Raw genomic sequence first — 21,619 nt, 5'->3', positions numbered from 1 at the left:
CGGAGACCGCCGTGGACGTCGCCGCCCTCGCCGGGCGCCTCAGGGCCCTCGCCGCAGACCTCCCGCTGCCCGCCCTCGACACCGCCGACGCCCACTTCGAGACCGCGCAGGCCGAGCTCAAAGAGGCCGCGCGCGAATCGAACGCCGAGATCGGCCTCCACCGCCTCGGCGCCGCCCGCGAACGCCTCGCCCACGCCCGCACCCGCCTCGCCGAGACCGCCACCGCGATCGGCGACTACCTGGACGCGATCGGCGCGGGCACCGCCCCGGCCGCCGTCGCCCCCGCGCAGCGCAGCGGGCCCGCCGCCGCGCCCGCACCGGTCGACCCGCTCGCGTGGTGGACCGCCCGCGTCAACGAACTGTGCGAGCGCACCGGGGCCGCCGACCCCCAGAAGGTCCCGCCCACGAGGTTGTTCAACGACCTGCTCAAAGCCGCCGGTGACGGCAACGCCGACGCGTACTGCAAACGCCTGCGCGACGCCGGACCCCAGACCGGCGTCAAGCTCCCGGGCCTGGCCTGGCCGCTCGTGCGCACGCTCGCGGCCGAACACCTCGGCCGCACCCCGACCGCGCGCGACGTGCCCGCGTTGCGCGACAAGTGCGCCGAGAAGGTCCGCTCCCTCGTGCCCGGCGCCGAACCCGACCACATCGGCGCGGCCCTCGCCTCGGCATGCACGCTCGGGCGCGCCCAAGACGAACCGGACGCGGCCCGCACCGCGGCGGTGGGCCCGGCGCTCGTGGCCGCGCTCCACCGACTGAGCAAGACCGAGCGGAAGGCGTGACCATGAGCAGCTGGCGCAGACGACTGGTGGCGGCCATGGGCGACGAACTCGCCCGCGCCCGAGGTGAAGCCCGCCTCCTCGCCGACCGGACCGCGGCCTCCGCCGAAGCCGAGAGGGCCGAAGCCGAACGGGCCATCAGCGAGTCCTCGCGCAAGCGAGTGCAGCTGGAGGGCATCCACGAGAAGATGATGAGCACGCTCACCGCGCGGACCGCAGCGGCGGTCCAGAGCGGACACGAAGCGGCACTGGCCGCGGCGCGGCGCGCCGCCCCGGCGGCGGCCGGGGATGGTTGGGACGACTGGCGACCGGAGTCGGTACTCGGCCGAGGCGCGGCCCCACTGCTGCGGATCGGGACGATCGCGGGCAGCGAACGTGAGAGTCGCTCCGGGGGCCCCCTCCCCCCCGCCCCCCACCCCACCCACCCTGATTTTCGCGGCGTTCCGGAGGCCGCCGCCTTGGCCTCTGGTGGCACTCGGGCGGCCGTCGCCGCCGGTGCTGAGGCTGTTGGCGCTCTTGGTTCCTCCTTTCCGTCTCGCGCTGTTGCCGGTGAGAAGAGTGTGACAGGGGGGTGTGACATTTCGGCACCCTCGGTGACCGCGATCTCACTGCCCGCGCTCGTGCCGTTGCTCGATCGGGCGCATCTGCGCATCGATGCCGATGCGGCGCAAGCACTTCCCGGGCTGCTGCTGCGCGCCGTGGGATCGGTGCCCGCCGGGCTCGTGCGGTTCCACGTGTACGACCCCGAGCGGCTCGGCCGGTCGCTTTCTGCCTTCGCCGCACTCGGGAAGGCTGGACTCCTCTCCTTTGTGGGGCCTTCGGGGTTGCGCGACGAACTCGACTCGCTTGTGGAGACCGTGCGGCGCGTCAACGCCGACGTGCTCGCCGGGGAGCACGACTCGCTCGCCGCCCTCGCCGCCGCGACCGGGCGCAGGCCCGAACCGTGGCGGGTGCTCGTGCTCCAGGGCGCCGACCTCGCCGCCTGGCCCGCCCACGACCAGGCCCAGCTCGCCCGCCTGAGGCGCACCGGGGTCGCCGCCGGGGTGCACCTCGTCATTGTCGGCGACGACACCGCCGGGCCCGCCGACCTCCCTCGCCTCACCGCCGACGCCTACTCGGGCCTGCCCGGGGCCGCGATCGAGCTCGACGGCCCCCCGCCCGCCTCCACCATCACCGCCGCCGCCAAAGCCATCGGCGAGAAGCACAGCGCCGGAAGGGAACCGGCCCGCCTGGTCGACCTCCTCCCGCCCCGGCTGTGGACCGCGTCCTCGGCCACCGGGCTCCGCGCCGCCGTCGGGGAGACCCCCACCGGCGACCTCGCCCGCATCGAACTGGGCGACAACCCGCCCCACGCGCTCGTCGGCGGGCCCTCCGGCTCGGGCAAGACCAACCTCCTCTACGCCTGGATCGCCGCCCTCGCCTCCGACTACAGCCCCGACGAACTCGCGCTGTACCTCCTCGACTTCAAAGAAGGCGTCTCCTTCGCGCGCTTCGCGTCCGGGCGCCGCGACCCCTCCTGGCTCCCGCACGTGCGCCTGGTCGGCGTCAACATCAACGACGACCGCGAATTCGGCCTCGCCCTCCTGCGGCACCTCAAAGAGGAACTGCGCCGCCGCGCCGAAGCGGCCAAAGCCCACGAGGCCACCAAGCTCGAAGAGCTCCGCGCCGCCGACCCCGAAGGGCACTGGCCCCGCATCGTCGCCGTCGTGGACGAGTTCCAAGTGCTCCTCGAAGCGCGCGACGCCGTCACCGAAGAAGCCGTGCAGCTCCTCGACGACCTCGCCCGCCGCGGCCGCAGCCAGGGCATCCACCTCGTCCTCGCCTCCCAGGACATCGCCGGCATCGAAGCGCTCTGGGGCCGCCCCAGCCTGGTCGCCCAGTTCACCCTCCGCATCGCACTCCCCAAGGCCCGCAGGGTCCTCGCCGAGAACAACCACGCCGCCGACACCGTCCCCCGCTTCCACGCCGTCGTCAACGCCGAATCCGGGCACACCGGCGCCAACACCACCGTCGCCGTCCCCAACGCCGGGCACGCCGACGCCTGGGAACCCCTCCAGCAGCGCCTGTGGGAGGCCCGCAAGCCAGGCAGCCCCCCGCCCGCGCTGTTCGACGGCGACCTCGTGCCCGAACTCGCCGACACCGCGCCCGGCCCCGAGACCGCCCTGCTCGGCCAGACCATCGACGTCGCCTCCCGCGGCGCCGAACTGGCCCTCCACCGCGCTCCCGGCCGCAACCTCGCCGTCCTCGGTACCCGCACCACCGAAGCCGCCGACATCCTCGCCACCGCCGCCCTCACCGCCACCGCCGCGGCGCGCGAAGCGGGCCAGCGCATCGGTGTCGACCTGTGCTGCCTCGAACCCGACGCCGCGCCCGCCGCGCTCGCGCTGGCCGCCGCGCTCGAAGCCGACGGGGCCGAGGTCGACTGGCACGACGACCTCGACGCGGCCTGCCGCGACTGGGAGCTGCGCTGCGACGGGACCCTGCGCCTGAACCTCGTGTACGCCGCCGACGCCGCCCGCCTCGACGCGCCCGGGCTGGCCCGCTTGCGCGCCATGCTCATCGACGGCCCCGAACGGCACCTCCACACCCTCGGCTGGTGGCGGTCCGTGCCGCGCCTGCGCGAAGACCTCGGCGGGTTCTCGGCCCGGTTCGACGCGGTCGACGCCTGGCTCGCCCTCGACGTCCAAGGCCCCGAACTCGCGCCGCTCTCCCCGGCGAGCGGCGGCCCGGCCTGGTATCCGCGCACCCGCCGCGGCCTGTATTTCGACCGGGCCCGCCACCGCGTCCCGCAGGTCGTGATCCCCTACCGGACCACCGCCCGCCTGCCCCGGCCCGAAGCCGTGCTCGACCTGCAATAGCACCGGGCCAGGGACGACACGAAGATCGGTGGCAGCCGAACGCGAGCCCGGCCGAGAAACACAGCAGAGGAGACGCCATGGCGACCGACACCGAATACGCCGACGCCGTCGCGGCCTACCTGGCCGAGCGCTCCAGCGCCGAGGAGGAGGTCCGCGCCGCCGAGACCGCCTACCGCGACGAGGCCGAACGCCTCACCGACGCGGTCGCCGCCGCCCGAGCGGCCCGCGACGAGGCCGACCGGGCCTCGGTGTCGGCGTCCACGCTCGTGGCCGAGACCGACAAGACCGTCGCCGCGCTGTGGCGGTCCCTGGGCGACTTCGTGGGCCACCGCCGCACCGGTCCCGCGCCCGAGCCCGGGACGCCCGACCCCGAGCCCGAGGCCGAACGCGTCCGGGCCCGGCTCGAACGCTCCGAGCGGCTCCTGGCCCTCGCCCGGCAGGGGGAACTGCCGATCGAGGCGCCGCGCCACACCGAGGTCACCGCCGCGCTCATCGGGGCGGGGCTCGGCACGCTCGCCGTGGCCGTCGCGCTGTGGATCCTCCGCGACGACTCGGCCGTCGGCCCGGCGTTCGCGGCGTTGACCCTGTTCGGAGGAGTCGGGGCCGGGCCGGTCGCGTTGAGCGTGTGGCTGAGCTGGCAGTACCGGGTCCGCCCGCGGCCGGGCCAGGTCCTCGCGTGCGTGGGCGCATCGGTGGTCGCGGTGTGCGCTCTGGCGGGGGCGTTCATGCGGGGCCTGTGAGCCCGCATTTGCTTCGATGGGGTACACCTGATGCGTCATAGAAACGTGAGGAGACCCGTCGATGGCCGCCAACGACGACACCGGCTCGTGGCATTACGGACCCCTGCCGTCCACTGACGACGCCCCGGCGTGGATCTACGGGATCGTCCCCGACGGCTGGATCTCGGGGCTTCCCGAGGTCACCGTCGACCGCGACGAGATGATCATCATCTGCCCGCTGCCGACCCCCGACCATCCCGCCGACGCCACCGAATCCGACCGCGCCGCGACCGAGGAGGGCCGCATCTCCCGGTTCCGCGAGGCCACGCGGGACATGCGCGTCCAGATCGCGCAGCAGCTCCAGTACCGGTACCACCGCCAGGCCTCGTGGGGGGCGCGTTGCGGGAGCACCACCATGGTGTTCACCCACCAGTCGCTGCCGGTCACGACGCGTCTGCGCCAGCCCGAGCGGCTCGTGCTCGACACGCTGGTCGGGTCGGGCGTGGCCGCGTCGCGCTCGGACGCTCTGGCGTGGTGCGTGCGGCTGGTCGAGCAGCACGCCGAGGACTGGCTCAAGGAGCTGCGCGAGGCGATGGTCAGCGTCGACGAGCTGCGCCGCCGCGGACCCTCCGTCTGACCCGATGTTTTTTTGGCCGCGGCCCTTCGGGGTCGCGGCCGTTCGTCTATCTGGCGACCAGGTAGACGATCACGACCGCCGCGATCACGAGGAGCGGCAGGCCGAGGCTGAACGCGAGGTGCTTCACCCGGCGCGGCTGCGGTTCCGGTTCACGGTGGGCCATCGTCGTCTCCAACGCGCTCATTTCTCGGGGTGACCTGTAGGGCGGGTCCGGGAACCCCCGACGGCCGTTATCCGGCCCATTCGCCCGCTCGCTTCGTTGTCGGCCTCCCGAATACAACACCGGTATTCGGAAGGCCTTCCGCCTCGCGAGCGAACGAATGGACTCGGATACCGACTCGCCGCGAGTTCCCGGACCCGCCCTAGGCATCTTCACCTACAGCACGCCGTTGTGGGCTGATTCACGTCAAATGGGCCTGTCGCTGCCCGCTCTCCGCGCACCGATCTGCTCGTGACCGCGATCTAACGCGCTCGTTTCATGATCGAAACCGATCGCGTTAGTTGAGAGCATGATGCAAATTCGGATTGTGATGCGCGAGGCTGCGCACAAAAGTGGAAACAGCCGGTAGTAGTGCTCGTTTCGAGCTCGAATGCGCAAGCTGTAAAGGATCGTTCACGGAGTGCCTGCTCAAGCCCGGTGCAATCGCGCACGAGTTCCTGCGCGAAGCCCGCCGTTCACGTAGCGTCCGAGGGGCCGGCCGCGGCACGGGCCTCGCGCCCCGCCGCTCGAACGAGCACCAAAGCCGAAGGAGCCAACGTGAGCATCGAAGCCGCCGAACCCTTGACCGGGCTGACCGATCCCCCCACCACCCACGCCGGGCTCATCGCCTGGGTCGGCGAGGTCGCCGCCCTGACCGACCCCGACCAGATCGTGTGGTGCGACGGCACCCAGGCCGAATGGGGCCGGCTCACCGCCGAGCTCGTCGCCTTCGGGACCCTCGTCCCCGTCCCGGCCAAGCCGGACTCGTTCCTCGCCCGCACCGACCCCGACGACGTCGCCCGAGTCGAGGAGCGCACCTTCATCTGCTCGCTCGACCCCGAGGACGCCGGGCCCACCAACAACTGGACCGCGCCCGACTACATGCGCGAGACCATGACCGACCTCTACCGCGGCTCCATGCGCGGGCGCACCATGTACGTCGTCCCCTTCTGCATGGGCTCCCTCGAAGCCGAGCAGCCCATGTTCGGCGTCGAGCTCACCGACTCGGCCTACGTGGCCGCCTCGATGCACATCATGACCCGCATGGGCTCGAACGTGCTCGAAGCGATGGGAGAGGACGCCGACTTCGTGCGCTGCCTCCACTCGGTCGGCGCGCCCCTGGAGCCGGGCCAGGCCGACGTGGCGTGGCCGTGCAACGAGACCAAGTACATCTCCCACTTCCCGGCCGACCGCGAGATCTGGTCCTTCGGTTCGGGCTACGGCGGGAACTCCCTGCTGGGCAAGAAGTGCTACGCGCTGCGCATCGGCTCGGCGATGGGCCGCGACGAGGGCTGGCTCGCCGAGCACATGCTCATCCTGCGCCTGACCAGCCCCGAAGGGAAGGTCTACCACGTGACCGGGGCGTTCCCCTCCGCGTGCGGCAAGACCAACCTCGCCATGCTCGAACCCACGATCCCGGGTTGGAAGGTCGAGACCCTCGGCGACGACATCGCGTGGCTGCGCTTCGGCGACGACGGGCGCCTGTGGGCCTCCAACCCCGAGTACGGGTTCTTCGGCGTCGCGCCCGGCACCGACTACGACACCAACCCCAACGCGATGCGCACCATCGCCAAGGGCCACACGCTGTTCACCAACGTCGCGCTCACCGACGACGGCGACGTGTGGTGGGAGGGCATGGGCGAGGCCCCCGAGCACGCGATCGACTGGAAGGGCCGCGACTGGACCCCTGAGTCCGACGAGCCCTCCAGCCACCCGAACTCGCGCTTCTGCACGCCCATCAAGCAGTGCCCGGTGCTCGCCGAGCAGTACGACGACCCGCGCGGCGTCCCGATCGACGCGATCCTCTTCGGTGGCCGCCGCGCCACCACGATCCCGCTGGTCACCCAGGCCCGCGACTGGGTCCACGGCGTGTACATGGGCGCCACGCTCTCCTCGGAGACCACCGCCGCCGCCAAGGGCAAGGTCGGGGTCGTGCGCCGCGACCCGATGGCGATGCTCCCGTTCATCGGCTACAACGCCGCCGACTACTTCGGCCACTGGATCGCCATGGGCAAGGCCGCCACCGACGAGTCGCTCATGCCCGAGGTCTTCTACGTCAACTGGTTCCGCCGCGGCGAGGACGGCCGCTTCCTGTGGCCCGGGTTCGGCGAGAACGCCCGCGTCCTCAAATGGGTCGTCGAACGCCTCGAAGGAAGCGCCGAAGCCGTCGAGACCCCGATCGGGTACTGCCCGACCCCCGAGGCGATCGACACGGACGGCCTCGACCTCGCCGAAGCCGACCTCAAGGCCGCCCTCGACGTCGACCGCGAGGAATGGGCCGCCGAGATCCCCCTCGTCGAGAGCTGGTTCGCCCGCTTCGGCGACCGCCTCCCCACCGTCCTCTGGAGCGAACTCGACGCGCTGAAGCAGCGCCTCGACAACCCTTAGGGCCCCTTGGGAAACCGCCGCCGACGCTCCTGGCCGGGCGTCGGCGGCGGGGCCCCGCCCGCACCCGTGCGCCCACCTGGGCCGGACCACAGGCCGTCCAGGCCTACAATTGCCGGTTGTGGGAATCTCCAACCTGCTCTACCTGATCTACGAGCGCCGGCTCGCACGCGAACTGACCGGTCAGTCGCTGCCGAGGCACATCGGCGTCATGGTCGACGGCAACCGCCGCTGGGCCCGCGACATGGGGCTCACCGACCCCAACGACGGCCACCGCGCCGGGGCCAAGCACATCGAGCGCTTCCTGGGCTGGTGCGACGAGCTCGGCGTCGAGCACGTGACCATCTGGCTCCTCTCCACCGAGAACCTCTCCCGTCCCAAGGACCAGCTCGACCCCCTCCTCGACATCATCGACGAGCTCGCCGGGGAACTCTCCGAGGACGACCAGCCCTGGCAGCTGCGCATGGTCGGGGCCCTCGACCTGCTCCCCGAAGCCCACCAGGCCGCCCTCAAAGGCGCCCAGCAGCGCACCGCCGACAAGCGCGGGATGCGCGTCAACCTCGCGGTCTGCTACGGTGGCCAGCGCGAGATCGCCGACGCCGTGCGCTCGTTCATGCTCGAACAGGCCGAGACCGGCGCGAGCCTCGAACAGGCCGCTGACGCCATCGACGCCGACTCCATCGCCCGCCACCTCTACATGACCGGCCAGCCCGACCCCGACCTGGTCATCCGCACCTCCGGCGAGCAGCGGATCTCGGGATTCCTGCTGTGGCAGTCGGCCTACTCCGAGTTCTACTTCTGCGACTCCAACTGGCCCGACTTCCGCCGCGTCGACTTCCTGCGCGCCGTCCGCTCCTACGCCTTCCGCGACCGCCGCTACGGCAAGTGACACGCCCCGAAAGCGAGGCGGCGCCGAAATTGTGAAGGAAACCTCCGATTCGGGGTGCGTCAGAACAGTGGTCGCGTTCGTGTAGTTGTTGCGGACCCCTGTCGTCACCCCGAGTCGAGGAGTTTCCATGACGCCGACCCGCGACACGCCCTCTCCACCGGAGAGCGGCGGAGCGGACCAGGTCGCGCCGCTGCGCGCGAGCCTCGAATTCGACGACTTCTACGCCGCGAACGTGCGCGCCGTGACCGCGCAGATCTTCGCCTACACCGGCGACCGCGCCGAGGCAGAGGACCTGGTCGCCGAGGCGTTCACCCGGGGACTGGCCAGATGGCGCAGGCTCCGCGACTATGAGAACCCGGCCGCGTGGGTCCGCCGCGTCGCCTGGAACCTCGCCACCAGCCACCTGCGCCGCCGCGCGGTGACCCAGAGGTTCCTGGGGAAGCAGCGCGAGACCCCGGCCGACGGCCCCGACGGGGACCGCATCGACCTCATGCGGGCCCTGGCCCGCATCGGCCCCAAGCACCGCAAGGCCGTCATCCTCCGCTACATGGCGGGCATGTCGGTCGCCGAGATCGCCGTGCAGGAAGGCGTCGCCGAAGCCACCGTCCGCTCGTGGCTGACCCGAGGAAAGGCCGCGCTCGCCGGTCGGCTTTCCGTGTACGAGATGGAGCAGCGATGACGACCCCGGACCACGCGGGCCCCGACGAGCCCCGCTTCGAAGCCGCCTTCGCCGACCTCGCCCACACCGCCGAGGCCATGGTCGACCCCGCGCCGGTCGGGGCCCTGCACCGCCGTGTGCGCCGCAGGAGGGCCACCCGCGGCGCTGCCGGGGCCGCGGTCGCCGCCGTCCTGGTCGCACTGCCCGCGCTCTGGTGGCTCCAGGCCTCCGGCCAGGCCCTCGACGCCCCGCCCGCGGGCGACTTCGGCGAGTCGGCCGTCATGGAGTCCCCGAGCAGCTTCGATCCCTCGCCGCCCACCCTGGAGACCGAGGACGCCATGGTCGGCGACGGGAGGGTCCCCACCTTCGACGACCTCCTCGGCGCGACACTCGACCTGCCCGCATTCGGCACCTCGGACCCGAGCTGCGAGACAGCGCCCGCGACGATCAGCGACGGCGTCCCCGACTGGAAGTCCCTCGAAGGCGAGAGCGAATACACCGACGCCGCGGAGACCCCGCTGCTCAAGGTGATCCACACGCCGCTGGAGAAGGGCGGACCGGTCCGGGCCGTGGCGCTCCTCGAATGCTGGAGCGGCACCCTCGACTCGCGCCAAGCGGTCGTGGTCGCCGGGGACGACGAGGGCGGCTGGATGGTCACCGAGCAGCTCCTGGTCTCGGGCGGCGAGCACGGCAGCATAGAGGACTTGGCCCCGGCCGACGGCTACGGCGTCATCTTCCTCATGCGCGAGACCGATGAGGACTTCGTCTGCTGCGAGGGCGACCAAAGCGAGATCGGCACCGAGGAGGTCTGGTACCTCCAGTCGCGGCCCCGCGACGACGAACCGCTCGTCGCGATCGACGACCCCGGGCCCGCCTCGATGGTCACCGACCTGACCCTTCACGTGAAGATCAGCCCCGACGGGGAGGGCTACCTCACGACGGTGAACGTGTCGAACACCGGCGACCGGACCTCGGCCCCTTACCTGCTGTCGCTGTGCGGCACCGAGCACGCCGGATTCGCCGGCGACATGCCCGCATGCGACAAGCCGGGCAACCAGGGCGTGCTCGTGGGCGATCCGCTCGAGCCCGGAGAGGTGTACGAGGCGAAATGGGCGATGGACATCCCGCCCAGTTCGCAATGGAACGCCGACGAACTGGGGTACGGCATCCAAGTGTCAGTGCAGGTGGAGATGGTCCGCTACAGCCAGGACGAATTGATCTTCGACCCGTACGGGGCCGACAACTACGACAGCGCCGTTCTCAGCGAAGCCGACCACAAGGGCTAGGCCAGTGTCACGCCCGCCGCTTCGAGCTCTTCGAGCGCCTTCGCGCGGGTCTCCTCGGCCACGGCCGCGGTGTATTCGAGGAGCACCGTGGTCGTGAAGCCCTCGGCGGCCGCGTCGAGGGCGGTGGCCCGCACGCAGTGGTCGGTGGCGATGCCGACCACGTCGACCGCGTCCACATCGTGGTCCCGAAGCCAGTGCGCGAGGTCGGTCTCGCCGCTGGAGCCCTCGAAGCCGGAATAGGCGGCCTCGTAGGCGCCCTTGTCGAACACGGCCTCGGCGAGCGAGTGGTCGAAGTCGGGGTGGAACCCGGCGCCTTTGGTGCCCACCACGCAGTGCGGGGGCCACGAGTCGCGGAAGTCCGGTTCGGCCGAGAAGTGCAGGCCGGGGTCGATGTGCCAGTCGCGGGTGGCGACCACGTGGTCCCACCGGCCCCGCTCCGCGCCGATCAGCTCGGTCACCGCCGCGGCCACGGCCGCGCCGCCGGTCACGGGCAGCGAGCCGCCCTCACAGAAGTCGTTCTGGACGTCCACCACGATCAATGCCCGGCTCATGCCCTCGATCCTAGTGACGCGCGGGAGCCGTGTGAAGAGCCGGTGGGCCACAGTTCGCGTCCGGGGTACGCGAAAGGCCCGGAAGCGGTCGCTTCCGGGCCTTCGGGTGAGGTCAGAGGGCTAGTGCCCCTTGACCTCCTTGACCAGGTGGCCCCACTTCTCGTCGAAGACGGGCCGCTCGGAGCGGATGCGCGGGAGCCGGTCGAAGTTGCGCAGCGGCGGCGGGCAGCTGGTGGCCCATTCGAGCGAGCCGCCGTAGCCCCACGGGTCGTTGGTCTCCACGACCCGCCCGGCCTTCCAGGACTTGAACAGGTTCCAGATGAACGGCAGCGTCGAGAGCCCGAGCACGAACGCGCCCACCGTGGAGATCATGTTCAGCGTGGTGAAGCCGTCCCCGACCTGGTAGTCGGCGTAGCGGCGCGGGAAGCCCTCGGCGCCGAGCCAGTGCTGGACCAGGAAGGTGGTGTGGAAGCCGATGAAGGTCAACCAGAAGTGGACCTTGCCCAGCCGCTCGTCGTACATCCGGCCCGCGACCTTCGGGAACCAGAAGTAGACGCCCGCGTAGACGGCGAACACGATCGTGCCGAACAGCACGTAGTGGAAGTGCGCCACCACGAAGTAGGAGTCCGAGACGTGGAAGTCCACCGGCGGGCTGGCGAGCAGGACGCCCGACAGGCCGCCCAGGAGGAACGTCACCAGGAAGCCGATGCTGAACAGCATCGGGGTCTCGAACGTCAACTGGCCCTTCCACATCGTGAAGATCCAGTTGAAGAACTTGACGCCGGTGGGCACCGCGATCAGGAACGTCATGAGCGAGAAGAACGGCAGCATGACCGAGCCGGTGGCGTACATGTGGTGGGCCCACACGGCCATCGACAGGCCCGCGATCGCCAGCGTGGCGGCCACGAGGGTCTTGTAGCCGAAGATCGGCTTGCGGCTGAAGACCGGGAAGATCTCGGAGACGATGCCGAAGAACGGCAGCGCCACGATGTACACCTCTGGATGGCCGAAGAACCAGAACAGGTGCTGCCACAGGATCGCGCCGCCGGTCTCGGAGTCGAAGACGTGGGCGCCGAGCTGGCGGTCGGCCATGACGGCGAGGAGCGCGGCGAAGAGGATCGGGAACACCAGGATGATCAGCAGGCTGGTGATGAGGATGTTCCAGGTGAAGATCGGCATCCGGAACATGAGCATGCCCGGCGCGCGCATCGTCACGATCGTGGTGATCATGTTGACCGCGCCGAGGATGGTGCCCGCACCCGAGATGGACAGGCCCACGAACCACATGTCCGCGCCGATGCCGGGGGAGTTCACGGCGTTCGACAGGGGCTGGTAGGCGAACCAGCCGAACGAGGCCGCGCCGCCGGGGGTGATGAAGCCGGAGACGGCCAGGATCGAGCCGAGCAGGTACAGCCAGTAGGCGAACGCGTTGAGGCGCGGGAACGCCACGTCGGGCGCGCCGATCTGGAGCGGCACGAGGTAGTTGCCGAACGCGAACACGATCGGTGTCGCGAACATGAGCAGCATGATCGTGCCGTGCATCGTGAACAGCTGGTTGAACTGCTCGGAGGACACGATCTGGAGGCCGGGCTGGAACAGCTCGGCGCGGATCAGCAGCGCGAGGATGCCGCCGATGGCGAAGAACGCGAAGGACGTGACGAAGTAGAGCAGACCGATCTGCTTCGCGTCGGTCGTGCGCAGTGTGCGGGCGAGCCAGGAGCCGTTCGGCTCGCGGCGCACCGGCCACGGGCGCGCGACGACAGGCGTGGGCTCCAGCTTGGGCTCAACCGTGGTCACCTGTGGGCCTCCATGTTCATTTCCAGGTAGCGAACGCAGCATAGCCCCGCGAACGGCCGCCGATGCGGAGGGGCGTTCCCTCAGCGGCGTGGCGGAGCGTGATCGGCTGCCTCTGATTGCGTGGTTGTCGCAGGTCGAAACTGCGACGCGGCGAAAGGGACGGGGCCCGGCCCGAGGAGCGGCCGGAGACCGGCTTCGAACGGGTGAGCAATGTCCTACGGACCGGTAGCGAAGGCCCCGGCGATGCGGCGCGCGGCCCGTCCGCTCCGAGCCGGTTCGGCGACGAGACGAGCGAATGGCCTGCGGCCGTGATCGTTTCGCGTCCTTGCGCCGGAGCGAGTGGGCGAGCGGCCTGCGGTCGTTCCGCTTCGCGGAGCGCCGATGTCGCAGTGCGCGAGTGGACTCGCCGCACTGCGACCATGCCGTCTGCGTCCGTTCCGGGCTAGGCGCCGGTTCGGGCGTCGGGTTCCAGCGCCGCGTAGACGCGCTTGACCAGGAGGGCGGTCTCGTAGCCGACCTGCCCGAGGTCGCAGCCGGCGTTGGCGAGGACCGCGAGTTGGGCGCGGTCACCGACGGCCATGAGGAGCAGCACGCCTTCGTCCATGTCGATCACCGACTGGCGGATGCGACCGGCGTCGAGCACCTTCGCCGCCCCCGTCGTCAGGCTCGCCAGCCCCGAAGTGATCGCGGCGAGCTGGTCGGCCCGGTCGGTCGAGAGTCCGCGGGACGCGGCGATGGCGAGGCCGTCGACGGAGACCGTGAGCGCCTCGGAGACGTCCGGCACCTTCTCCACGAAGGAGGTCAGGAGCCAGTCGAGTTCACCGACGTTACTGTCCTTGCTATCCATCTCGCTGCTTTCTATTGGCGTTGTTCGTGCGCGGCGGCCGCCGCGATGCCTGAGGCGAAACCGGCGAGCCGGTCCCGGATCTCGGCCGGGTCGAGGTCGGCTCCGCCGCTGCCCGCGCGGGGAGTGGGAACGGAGCCGGGGAGCAGCTTGGTGCCGGGCGCGCGACGGGGGAGTTCGGCGCCGTTGACCCTGCCCGAGGTTTCGAGTGCTCTGTTCACCTTCCTGAAGGTAACATCCAGCGTCTCAGGGCCCGGGCCCGCAGTGGGGCCCGAACCGTTGGCCCCATTCAGTGTTCCACCAGCTACAGGGCGTGGCTCGGGCGCCGCGCCGGCCTTCCTGGGACGGGGCACGATCGGCTCGACCGAGCTGGGCGCGGCCACTTCGGCGCCCGTGCCGGTCACCGGCAGGTTCGCCGCCCGCGCCGAGAGCGCCAGGCGCGCCGCCGAACCGCCCGCGTGGTCGGGCACGAGCCCGACCGGGTCCTCGGCGTGGGCGCTCGCGGGGATGCGCACCAGCGCGAGCGTGCCCTTGCCCATCGTGGAGTGCAGCTGGACGCTGATCGAGTGGTCGGCCGCGAGGCGTCCCACCACGAGCAGGCCCATCGTGGCCGTCAGCTCCGAGTTCAGCTGGGTGGGTTCGGCCAGGCGCCGGTTGATCGCGGCCATCGGCTCGGGGGCGAGCCCGATGCCGTCGTCGGCGATGGAGATGACGATCTCGGAGTTCGCGCGCCGCGAGGTCACCCGCACCGACTGGGTCGGCGGCGAGTACGACGCGGCGTTGTCGAGCAGTTCGGCGAGGATGCGCACGAGGTCCCCGGCGGGCTTGGTCTCCAGCCTGGCGGCCACCGGGTTCTCGACCACGATGCGCCCGGCGTCCTCGATCTCGGAGACCGCGTCGCGGATGATCGCATCCAGGGCCGCGGGGTGGTTGTAGCGCCGCTGCGGCTCGCCGCCCGCCAGGAGCAGCAGGTTCTCCTCGTTGCGCCGCATGCGGGCCAGGAGGTGGTAGACCGAGCGCCACTCGTCGGGCACGGTGTGGGTCGGCGACTCCTCGACGAGGGTCTCCATGACCTGCTGCTGGCGGCGGATGAGGCTCTGTCCGCGGCGGGCGAGGGTCTTCATCATGGCCTCGACGTCGATGCGCAGCAGGGCCTGGTTGGCGGTCTGGCGCAGGGCCTGGTGGTGCGCGGCGCTGAAGGCCTCGGCGAGGCTGTCGAGCTCGTCGGCGTAGCGCGCGTCCACGGCCAGGACGGTCTGGCGCTTGGCGGCCTGGAGGAGGCGGTCGACCTCTCCGGCGTTGTTCGCCTGCGACACGGCCGCGACGGTCTTGGGGAGGGTGTCGTACGCGGCGGTCAGGGTCGCCTCGCGCACCCCGTCGACGCGCAGCGAGATGCGGCGGGCCAGCATCGCCGCGGAGATGATCGCGGTCAGCGCCAAGACGATGACGAGCGCGAACGTGGTCAGCAGGGTCCGCGAGGAGGCGTCGCGCATCGCGTCCACATCGTCGGCCATGGAGTCGAGCACGGCGTCCTGGGCGGTGTCCAGGGCCGCCACGAGCACCCCTTGCGCCGCCGAGAAGTCCTCGGGCGAGATGGTCGGCACGTTCCCGTTGAGGTACACGCTGAGCGCGAGCATCGCCGTCTCGGCCTGGTCGGAGTCGGCCGCGCTGGAGAACGCCGCGTTGGCTTCGGCCGAGGCGTTGGCCTGGAACTCGGCGATCTGGCGCTCGTAGCCGCCCGCGAGGCGCGCCACGGTGGACAGGGTCGGGCGGCCCACGCTGAGCGAGCCCTCCTCCTTGAGTATCGCGAGGTCGGCCGCGACGGTGAACTGGATCTCGGCCGCGATCCGGCTGGCCTGCATGGCGGCCGCGAGCGAGTCGAGGTGCGCCGAGACCTGCGCGTCGTCGACCAGGCGCGGCAGGATCGCCGAGATCCCCACGATCTGGTCGGCCACACCGCGATAGGTGAGGTAGGCGTCCTCGACCACGTCGTCGGTGAACTCGGCCTCGCCGCTCACGAGCAGGTCGAAGGCCGCTCGCGCGGTCTGGAGGTCCTCGGCCTTGCCGAACAGGGATTCGAGGTCGTCCTCGATCCCGGGGAACCGGGCCACGACCGCCGGGGCGGACGCTTCGAGCCTCTCGAACGCCAGGTCGGTCTGGCGGCGCGCGATCGCGGCGTCGAACTGGCCGCCGCCGCCGTTGATCACCGAGCCCACCAGCGGCGCGGCCTCGGCCTGGTGGACGGCCAAGGCGCGGTTGAGGTCTTCGGAGAGCCCCGCGAGCACTTCGGCGTCGGTCGCGTTCTGGTACTCGTCCCACACGCTCACGGTCTGGAACAGCCCGAGGACCAGCATCCCCATCAGCGCCGCGGCGATCGGGAGCATCAACTGCATCCGGATGGGGAGACGACTGGTGCGCTGCCGGGCTTTTCGGGACATCGGGGGGCGTCCTTTCTGAGGGCGAGAACGCTGCGGCGTGCTGGTCACCATCTTCGCTTGTGCCTCCCGGGCCACAGGAGGCGGGGCTCACTCCCGGGCTCGGCCGATCAGCCTACGAGCGGCCGTCCTTCCGGGTATCGGTACAGGCGGTGGCGGGTGCGCAGCGCCAGCGAGGCCGCGAAGAGCACCGGCCCGATGCGCCCGGTGAACATCGCGATCGACAAGAGCCACTTGGAAGGCTCGGACAGGTCGTACGTGATCCCGGTCGACTGCCCGAGGGTCGCGAACGCGCTGGTGACCTCGAACAGCACCGGCATCAGCGGCAGCTCGGGCTCGAAGCGCTGCATCAGGAACACCCCGGCCGCGTTGCAGGCGATGTAGACCAGCGCCACGGTCAGGGCCTGGCGGATCACCGAGGGGTTGATGCGGTGGCGGAACACCGTGACGTCGGGTTCGCCCCGCACTTCGGCCCAGATCACCAGCAGCAGCACGAAGAACGTGGTGACCTTGATGCCGCCCGCGGTCGAGGCCGAGCCGCCGCCGATGAACATGAGGATCACCGAGGCCAGCAGCGAGTCGTCGCCCATCGCCCCGATGTCGATCGAGTTGAGCCCGGCGCCGCGCACCATCGAGGACTGGAAGAACCCGCCGAGGAGCTTGTCGTACCAAGGCCACTGCCCGAACGTGGCCGGGTTGGTCCACTCGAACGCGACGTAGGCGACCCAGCCGCCGAACAGCAGGATCGCCGAGCCGACGAGGGTGAGCTTGGTGTGCACCGACCACTGCCTGCGGCCCCACCCGCGCCGCGTCATCTCGAAGATCACCGGCATGCCCAGGCCGCCGAGGATCGTCGAGACGCACAACGGGATCGTGATCCAAGGGTCGGTCGCGAAGCTCATGAGCGAGTCGGAGAACAGCGCGAACCCGGCGGAGTTGAACGAGCTGACGGCGTGGAATACGCCGTACCAGATCGCGTCGGCCAGATCGAACCCGTACGCGGAGAACCGGATCGCCAGGACCAGTGCGGTGGCCGCCTCCACGACCAGTGAGAACACCAGGGTCCGCAGCAGTACCGACTTGACGTCGCCCAGGCTCAGGGCCTGCCCGATCTCGATGCGCGTCATGAGCTTGGTGCGCAGGCCCAGCTTGCTGGAGACCAGGAGTCCGACCAGGACGGCGCTGGTCATGATGCCCAGGCCGCCGAGCTGGAAGGACACCAGGATCACGAACTGCCCGAACCAGCTCCAGTGGACCGGGGTGTCGATCACGGCCAGGCCGGTCACCGAGACCGCGCTGGTGGCGGTGAAGAACGCGTCGGTGAAGTGCGAGGGCTGGTTGTCCGCGCGCGAGATCGGCAGCATGAGCAGCAGCGTCCCGGCGAGGATCACGCCGAGGAACAGCAGCGGGATGAGGCGGGCCGGATTCCCGAAGAAGGCCCTGACGCGTCCGATCATCTCAGGTGTGGGAGGCGAACGCCTCGACCTTGGTGGTCGCTCCGGAGACGATGAGCGTATCGCCCTCGGCGACCACGGTCTCGGGGGTCGCGTACGTGAAGTCCTCTCCGGACTGCTTGACGCCGACCACGGTCACCCCGTACTTCGAGCGCAGCCGCGACTCGCCGAGCTTGCGTCCGACGGCCTCGGCGGGGGCCTTGGTCTTGACGATCGCGAACCCGTCGTCGAACTCGATGAAGTCGAGCATCTTGCCGCTCACCAGGTGCGCGACCCGCTCGCCCATCGCCGCCTCGGGGTAGACCACGTGGTGGGCCCCGGTGCGGTGGAGGATCTGCCCGTGCTTGGCGTTGATGGCCTTGGCCCAGATCTCGCGGACCCCGACCTCCTCGCAGGCCAGGACGGTGAGCACGCTCGCCTCGATGTCGGTGCCGATCGCGACCACCACGTGGTCGAACTCGCCGACCCCGAGCTGCCCGAGGACCTGCGACTCGGTCGAGTCGGCCTGCACCACATGGGTGAGCGTCTCGGAGGCCCGCTGCACGATCCCGGGGTTCTCGTCGATCGCGAGGACCTCGTGGCCGAGCCGGGTGAGCGATTCGGCCACGGCCGAACCGAAGCGCCCGAGGCCGATCACGGCCACGGTCTCCTCTGTGGGGCTCTCGCCCCTCCCGAACAGGTTCATCGGCTCGCCTTCTGGGTGCGCGGTGGTGGAACGGAACCCGATTCTGCCACCCGGCGGCCACTGCGCGGCGCTACGCGCCCAGGACACGGGAAGGGAGGCGGCCGACCACTCCGGCCGACCGCCTCCCTCGTGTTCCTGACGCGAGCCCTATTCGGCGAGCACCGCCCGCAGGAAGTCCTGCGTGCGCGCCTCCTGCGGCTCGGAGAAGATCGCCTCCGGGGCGCCCTCCTCCACGATCTTCCCCGAGTCGAACATCATCACCCGGTTCGAGACGTCCTTGGCGAAGCCCATCTCGTGGGTCACGCACAGCATCGTGATGCTCGTGGTCTCCGCGACGTCGCGCAGCACCGCCAGCACGTCGGCCACCAGCTCGGGGTCGAGCGCGCTGGTCACCTCGTCGAGCAGCAGGATGTCGGGGTCCATCGCCAGAGCGCGCGCGATCGCCACGCGCTGCTGCTGGCCGCCCGAGAGCCGCGAAGGGTACTCGTCGGTCTTGGCCGACAGGCCCACCAGTTCGAGCAGCTCGCGGGCCTTGGCCTCGGCCTCGTCCTTGGAGCGCCCCAGGGCGTGGACCTGCGCTTCGGTGACGTTGCGCAGCACCTTCATGTTCGGGAACAGGTTGAACTGCTGGAAGACCATGCCGATGCGGCTGCGCCGCGAGCGCAGGTAGCGCTCGGAGGCGATGTGGAGCTTCCCGCCCTTCTCCATGTGGGAGTAGGGCTTGCCCTCGACCCAGATCACGCCGCCGTCCTTGTCGGGGTCGGCGGTCGGGGTGACCTTCTCCAGCGTCATGAGCAGGCGCAGGATGGTGGTCTTGCCCGAGCCCGAGGGCCCGATGAGCGTGACGCGCTCGCCGGGGTCGACCTTGAAGCTGAGCTGGTCGAGCACGGTCAGGTCCCCGAAGGACTTGTGGACGCGGTCGAATTCGATCAGCGGTCCGGGCTGGACCTCAGAAGTTCGATCTCGCAAGGCGATTCTCCAATCTCCGCATCGCGACCGCCACGGGGTAGGAGGCGGCGAGGAACAGGATGCCGGCGATGGTGTACCCCTCGACGGCGCCCGCGTAGTGCAGGCCCTGGTAGGCCTTGGCCTGGGCGATCATCTCCATGACGCCGATGATGAACAGGGTCGGCACCTCTTTGAACATGGCGATGAGCCAGTTGCCGACCGCCGCGGTCGAGCGGCGCAGCATCTGGGGCAGGATGATCGCGATCCACACCCGGTGCGCGGGCAGGTTGAGCGCGGTCGCCGCCTCCCACTGGCCCTTGGGGATCGCGTCGATCCCGGCCCGGTAGGACTCGGAGGTGTAGGAGGCGTAGTGGATGCCCAGCACGGACGATCCGACGATGAACGCGCTCCAGTCGGGGTTGATGTAGTAGCTGGTGGCCGTCCACACGATGAGGACCTGCACCAGCAGCGGGGTGTTGCGGATGAATTGGAACAGCAGCGAGACGGGGCGGCGCAGCCACGGCGGCCCCTCCCTCTCGGCCAGGGCCACCAGGAGTCCGACCACGATCGCGATGATCGCGGCCACGAGCGTGACCTGGAGGACCACGATGAAGCCGTCCCAGATGGCCGGCAGCACCGCCCAGAAGCGTTCGTTGCTCCACGAGTTCATCCGACGCCACCTCCTGCGATCTCAGGGGCCAGCACGCCCTTGATGGGCGGCTTGGGTTCGACGCCGAGGCCGCGCTTGGCACGCTGCTCCAGCTTGCGCATCCCGGTCCAGATGAGCCAGGCGAGCACGAAGTAGAACACCAGGACCACGCTGTAGTGGACGAGCCGGTCCTGCCCGGGCTCGGATCCGAGGACGCCCGCCAGCGCCGTGATGTCGGTGATGCCGATGAGCGAGACCAGCGCCGAGGCCTTGAGCAGCATGATCGCGAACGCGCACAGCGAGGGGATCATCTCGGGCCAGGCCTGGGGGAGGACCACCAGGCGCAGGCGCTGGAACGGGGTGAGGTTGAGCGCCACCGAGGCTTCGAGCTGGCCCTTGGGGACCGCGGCGATCGCGCCGCGCACGACCTCGGAGGAGTAGGCGCCGTAGTTGAGGGCGAGGGCGACGATGCCGGCGAGGATGAGGTAGTCGAACTCGATGCCCAGGATGGCGGGCATCGCGAACGCGATCCAGAACAGCTGGACCACAACCGATGAGCCGCGGATGAACTCCACGACCGTCCTCGCGGGGGTGCGCACGATGAGGTGTTTCGAACTCGTCATGAGCCCCAGTGCGAACGCGACGATGAGCGCGAGCGCCGCCGAGGAGACGGTGACGACGATGGTCACCACCAGCGGCTCGGCGTACCGGGGGAGCGATGCTATGACCGCGTCGAGGTCCATGACGACCTCCCTACTGGTAGGTGTCCGGGCAGAGGTCTTCGGCGGTCAGCCCCTCGGGGTGGTTCTCCTCGACGGTGAACCCGTACTCGGACGTCAGGCCCTCCCAGGTCGCGGTGTCGGCCAGGAGCTTGTCGAGCTCCTCGTTGACCGCGTCGCGGAAGTCCTTGTCCTTGGGCTGGAACACCGCGGCCCCGGCCCCGATGATGTCCTCGCCGGTCTCGGGGTCGACCAGCCAGAAGCCGTCGGTGACCTCCAACTCGTCGTCGGCGTCGGCGGCCAGGCGCAGGTTGGCCGAGGTCAGGCCGATGGCGTCGCAGCGGCCGGACTTGAGTTCGAGGATGAGCGAGTCCAGGTTGGCCTGGACGTTGACCTGCTCCTCGGGGAAGATCTTGGCGGCGATCTCGTATTCGCTGGTGCCGTTCATGACGCCTACGACGCCGTCGGTGTCGGCCATCGAGTTGAAGGTGGTGTAGCCGCCGGGGTTCCCGGCCAAGGTCATGAGCGCGTCGGGCATCACATAGTCGGGGTTGGCGAAGGCCACGGCCGAACAGCGCTCGGGCGTGACGTACATGCCCGCGACCACGATGTCGTGGGCGGTGCCCAGGCCGGTGATGAGCCCGTCCCATTCGGTGCGCTTCCATTCGATCTGGTCGGCCTTGATGCCGAGCTTGTCGAACAGGTAGAGCTGGGTGTCCACCGACTGGCCGCTGACGGTGTTCCCGTCAGTGAAGGCGTAGGGGGCCTCGTTCGCGTAGGCCACGCGGATCTTGCCGCCGTCCTGGGCCTTCTCCAGCAAAGAGCCGTCTTCGCCGCTGTCGGTGCGTGAGCAGGCCGCCAGTGCCAGGGCCGTGGCGCCGACTCCGGCGCCGCGAAGCAGGTTGCGGCGGTTGGTATGCAGTTCGTTCGACACGGTGGTCGCCTCCTGAGTTGGACTCCGGTACCTTGCTGACCCTAACGTTCTATTGTAAGTTTGTCGACAATCAGATGATCGACGTTCGGTAACGAAACTGTCGTGACGACTCCCCCTGCGTTCGAGATTACGGGGGACGCAACCGGAGCTGGTGACAAAGCGTGAAGTCAGGACGGCGATAAGATCCTGTCCA

18 protein-coding genes are annotated in these 21,619 nt (G+C 70.2%); 8 read left to right on the top strand and 10 right to left on the bottom strand.

The features are described from left to right. Nucleotides 1-11: 11 nt before the first annotated feature. The 8 genes from AB0B28_RS05710 (at nt 12) to AB0B28_RS05675 (ending at nt 10,410) form a co-directional block, all read left to right on the top strand. Nucleotides 12-782 (top strand): hypothetical protein, encoded by a 771-nt coding sequence (locus AB0B28_RS05710; RefSeq protein ID WP_360117094.1) that lies wholly within the window; start codon nt 12-14, stop codon nt 780-782. A 2-nt stretch (nt 783-784) separates the two neighbouring features. Next, nucleotides 785-3,637, top strand: coding sequence for an FtsK/SpoIIIE domain-containing protein (locus tag AB0B28_RS05705; protein WP_360117091.1), 2,853 nt, complete (start codon nt 785-787; stop codon nt 3,635-3,637). Nucleotides 3,638-3,714: 77 nt separating this feature from the next. After that, nucleotides 3,715-4,377 carry a hypothetical protein gene (locus tag AB0B28_RS05700; RefSeq protein WP_360117088.1) on the top strand — a complete coding sequence of 221 codons (663 nt, stop codon included), beginning with the start codon at nt 3,715-3,717 and terminating at the stop codon, nt 4,375-4,377. Nucleotides 4,378-4,438: 61 nt separating this feature from the next. Next, nucleotides 4,439-4,993: a hypothetical protein gene (locus tag AB0B28_RS05695; protein WP_360117085.1), complete on the top strand. Its 555-nt coding sequence runs from the start codon at nt 4,439-4,441 to the stop codon at nt 4,991-4,993. A gap of 763 nt (nt 4,994-5,756) precedes the next feature. Continuing rightward, nucleotides 5,757-7,580, top strand: a complete 1,824-nt coding sequence (locus tag AB0B28_RS05690) for a phosphoenolpyruvate carboxykinase (GTP) (protein ID WP_360117762.1) — start codon at nt 5,757-5,759, stop codon at nt 7,578-7,580. A 118-nt stretch (nt 7,581-7,698) separates the two neighbouring features. Further along, nucleotides 7,699-8,466, top strand: coding sequence for an isoprenyl transferase (locus tag AB0B28_RS05685; protein ID WP_360117082.1), 768 nt, complete (start codon nt 7,699-7,701; stop codon nt 8,464-8,466). Nucleotides 8,467-8,593: 127 nt separating this feature from the next. Continuing rightward, complete coding sequence (locus AB0B28_RS05680) at nt 8,594-9,145, top strand: sigma-70 family RNA polymerase sigma factor (RefSeq protein WP_360117079.1); 552 nt, start codon at nt 8,594-8,596, stop codon at nt 9,143-9,145. Continuing rightward, nucleotides 9,142-10,410 carry a hypothetical protein gene (locus AB0B28_RS05675; RefSeq protein ID WP_360117076.1) on the top strand — a complete coding sequence of 423 codons (1,269 nt, stop codon included), beginning with the start codon at nt 9,142-9,144 and terminating at the stop codon, nt 10,408-10,410. Before AB0B28_RS05680 ends, AB0B28_RS05675 begins: the two co-directional genes overlap by 4 nt. Here AB0B28_RS05675 and AB0B28_RS05670 read toward each other — a convergent pair. From AB0B28_RS05670 to AB0B28_RS05625, 10 genes are all read right to left on the bottom strand, one after another. Further along, nucleotides 10,407-10,961, bottom strand: a complete 555-nt coding sequence (locus tag AB0B28_RS05670) for an isochorismatase family protein (protein ID WP_360117073.1) — start codon at nt 10,959-10,961, stop codon at nt 10,407-10,409. The genes AB0B28_RS05675 and AB0B28_RS05670 overlap by 4 nt on opposite strands. Nucleotides 10,962-11,081: 120 nt before the next feature. Then, the gene (gene ctaD / locus AB0B28_RS05665; protein WP_360117070.1) at nt 11,082-12,758 is read right to left on the bottom strand and encodes a cytochrome c oxidase subunit I; all 1,677 of its coding nucleotides are present in this window, start codon (nt 12,756-12,758) and stop codon (nt 11,082-11,084) included. 442 nt (nt 12,759-13,200) lie between these two features. Then, a complete protein-coding gene (locus AB0B28_RS05660; RefSeq protein WP_360117067.1) occupies nt 13,201-13,605 on the bottom strand; it encodes a roadblock/LC7 domain-containing protein in 405 nt (134 codons plus the stop codon). An 11-nt stretch (nt 13,606-13,616) separates the two neighbouring features. Next, nucleotides 13,617-16,040, bottom strand: a complete 2,424-nt coding sequence (locus tag AB0B28_RS05655) for a sensor histidine kinase (protein WP_360117064.1) — start codon at nt 16,038-16,040, stop codon at nt 13,617-13,619. A gap of 107 nt (nt 16,041-16,147) precedes the next feature. Next, on the bottom strand, nt 16,148-17,494 hold the full coding sequence (locus AB0B28_RS05650; protein WP_360117061.1) for a potassium transporter TrkG: 1,347 nt from the start codon (nt 17,492-17,494) through the stop codon (nt 16,148-16,150). A gap of 1 nt (nt 17,495) precedes the next feature. Then, nucleotides 17,496-18,176: a TrkA family potassium uptake protein gene (locus AB0B28_RS05645; RefSeq protein ID WP_360117058.1), complete on the bottom strand. Its 681-nt coding sequence runs from the start codon at nt 18,174-18,176 to the stop codon at nt 17,496-17,498. Nucleotides 18,177-18,323: 147 nt separating this feature from the next. Continuing rightward, a complete protein-coding gene (gene ehuA / locus AB0B28_RS05640) occupies nt 18,324-19,145 on the bottom strand; it encodes an ectoine/hydroxyectoine ABC transporter ATP-binding protein EhuA (RefSeq protein WP_360117055.1) in 822 nt (273 codons plus the stop codon). Continuing rightward, a complete protein-coding gene (locus AB0B28_RS05635) occupies nt 19,126-19,794 on the bottom strand; it encodes an amino acid ABC transporter permease (RefSeq protein ID WP_360117052.1) in 669 nt (222 codons plus the stop codon). Before AB0B28_RS05635 ends, ehuA begins: the two co-directional genes overlap by 20 nt. Next, nucleotides 19,791-20,516, bottom strand: a complete 726-nt coding sequence (locus AB0B28_RS05630) for an amino acid ABC transporter permease (RefSeq protein WP_360117049.1) — start codon at nt 20,514-20,516, stop codon at nt 19,791-19,793. The genes AB0B28_RS05635 and AB0B28_RS05630 overlap by 4 nt, the downstream gene beginning before the upstream one ends. 10 nt (nt 20,517-20,526) lie before the next feature. Beyond that, a complete protein-coding gene (locus AB0B28_RS05625) occupies nt 20,527-21,426 on the bottom strand; it encodes a transporter substrate-binding domain-containing protein (RefSeq protein WP_360117046.1) in 900 nt (299 codons plus the stop codon). Nucleotides 21,427-21,619: the final 193 nt, after the last annotated feature.

Source organism: Glycomyces sp. NPDC046736, assembly GCF_040645615.1.
In the GTDB taxonomy this organism is placed as follows: Bacteria; Actinomycetota; Actinomycetes; order Mycobacteriales; family Micromonosporaceae; genus Glycomyces.
The sequence above is the reverse complement of the archived record's forward strand: the minus strand, read 5'-3'. Positions and strand labels throughout refer to the sequence as shown.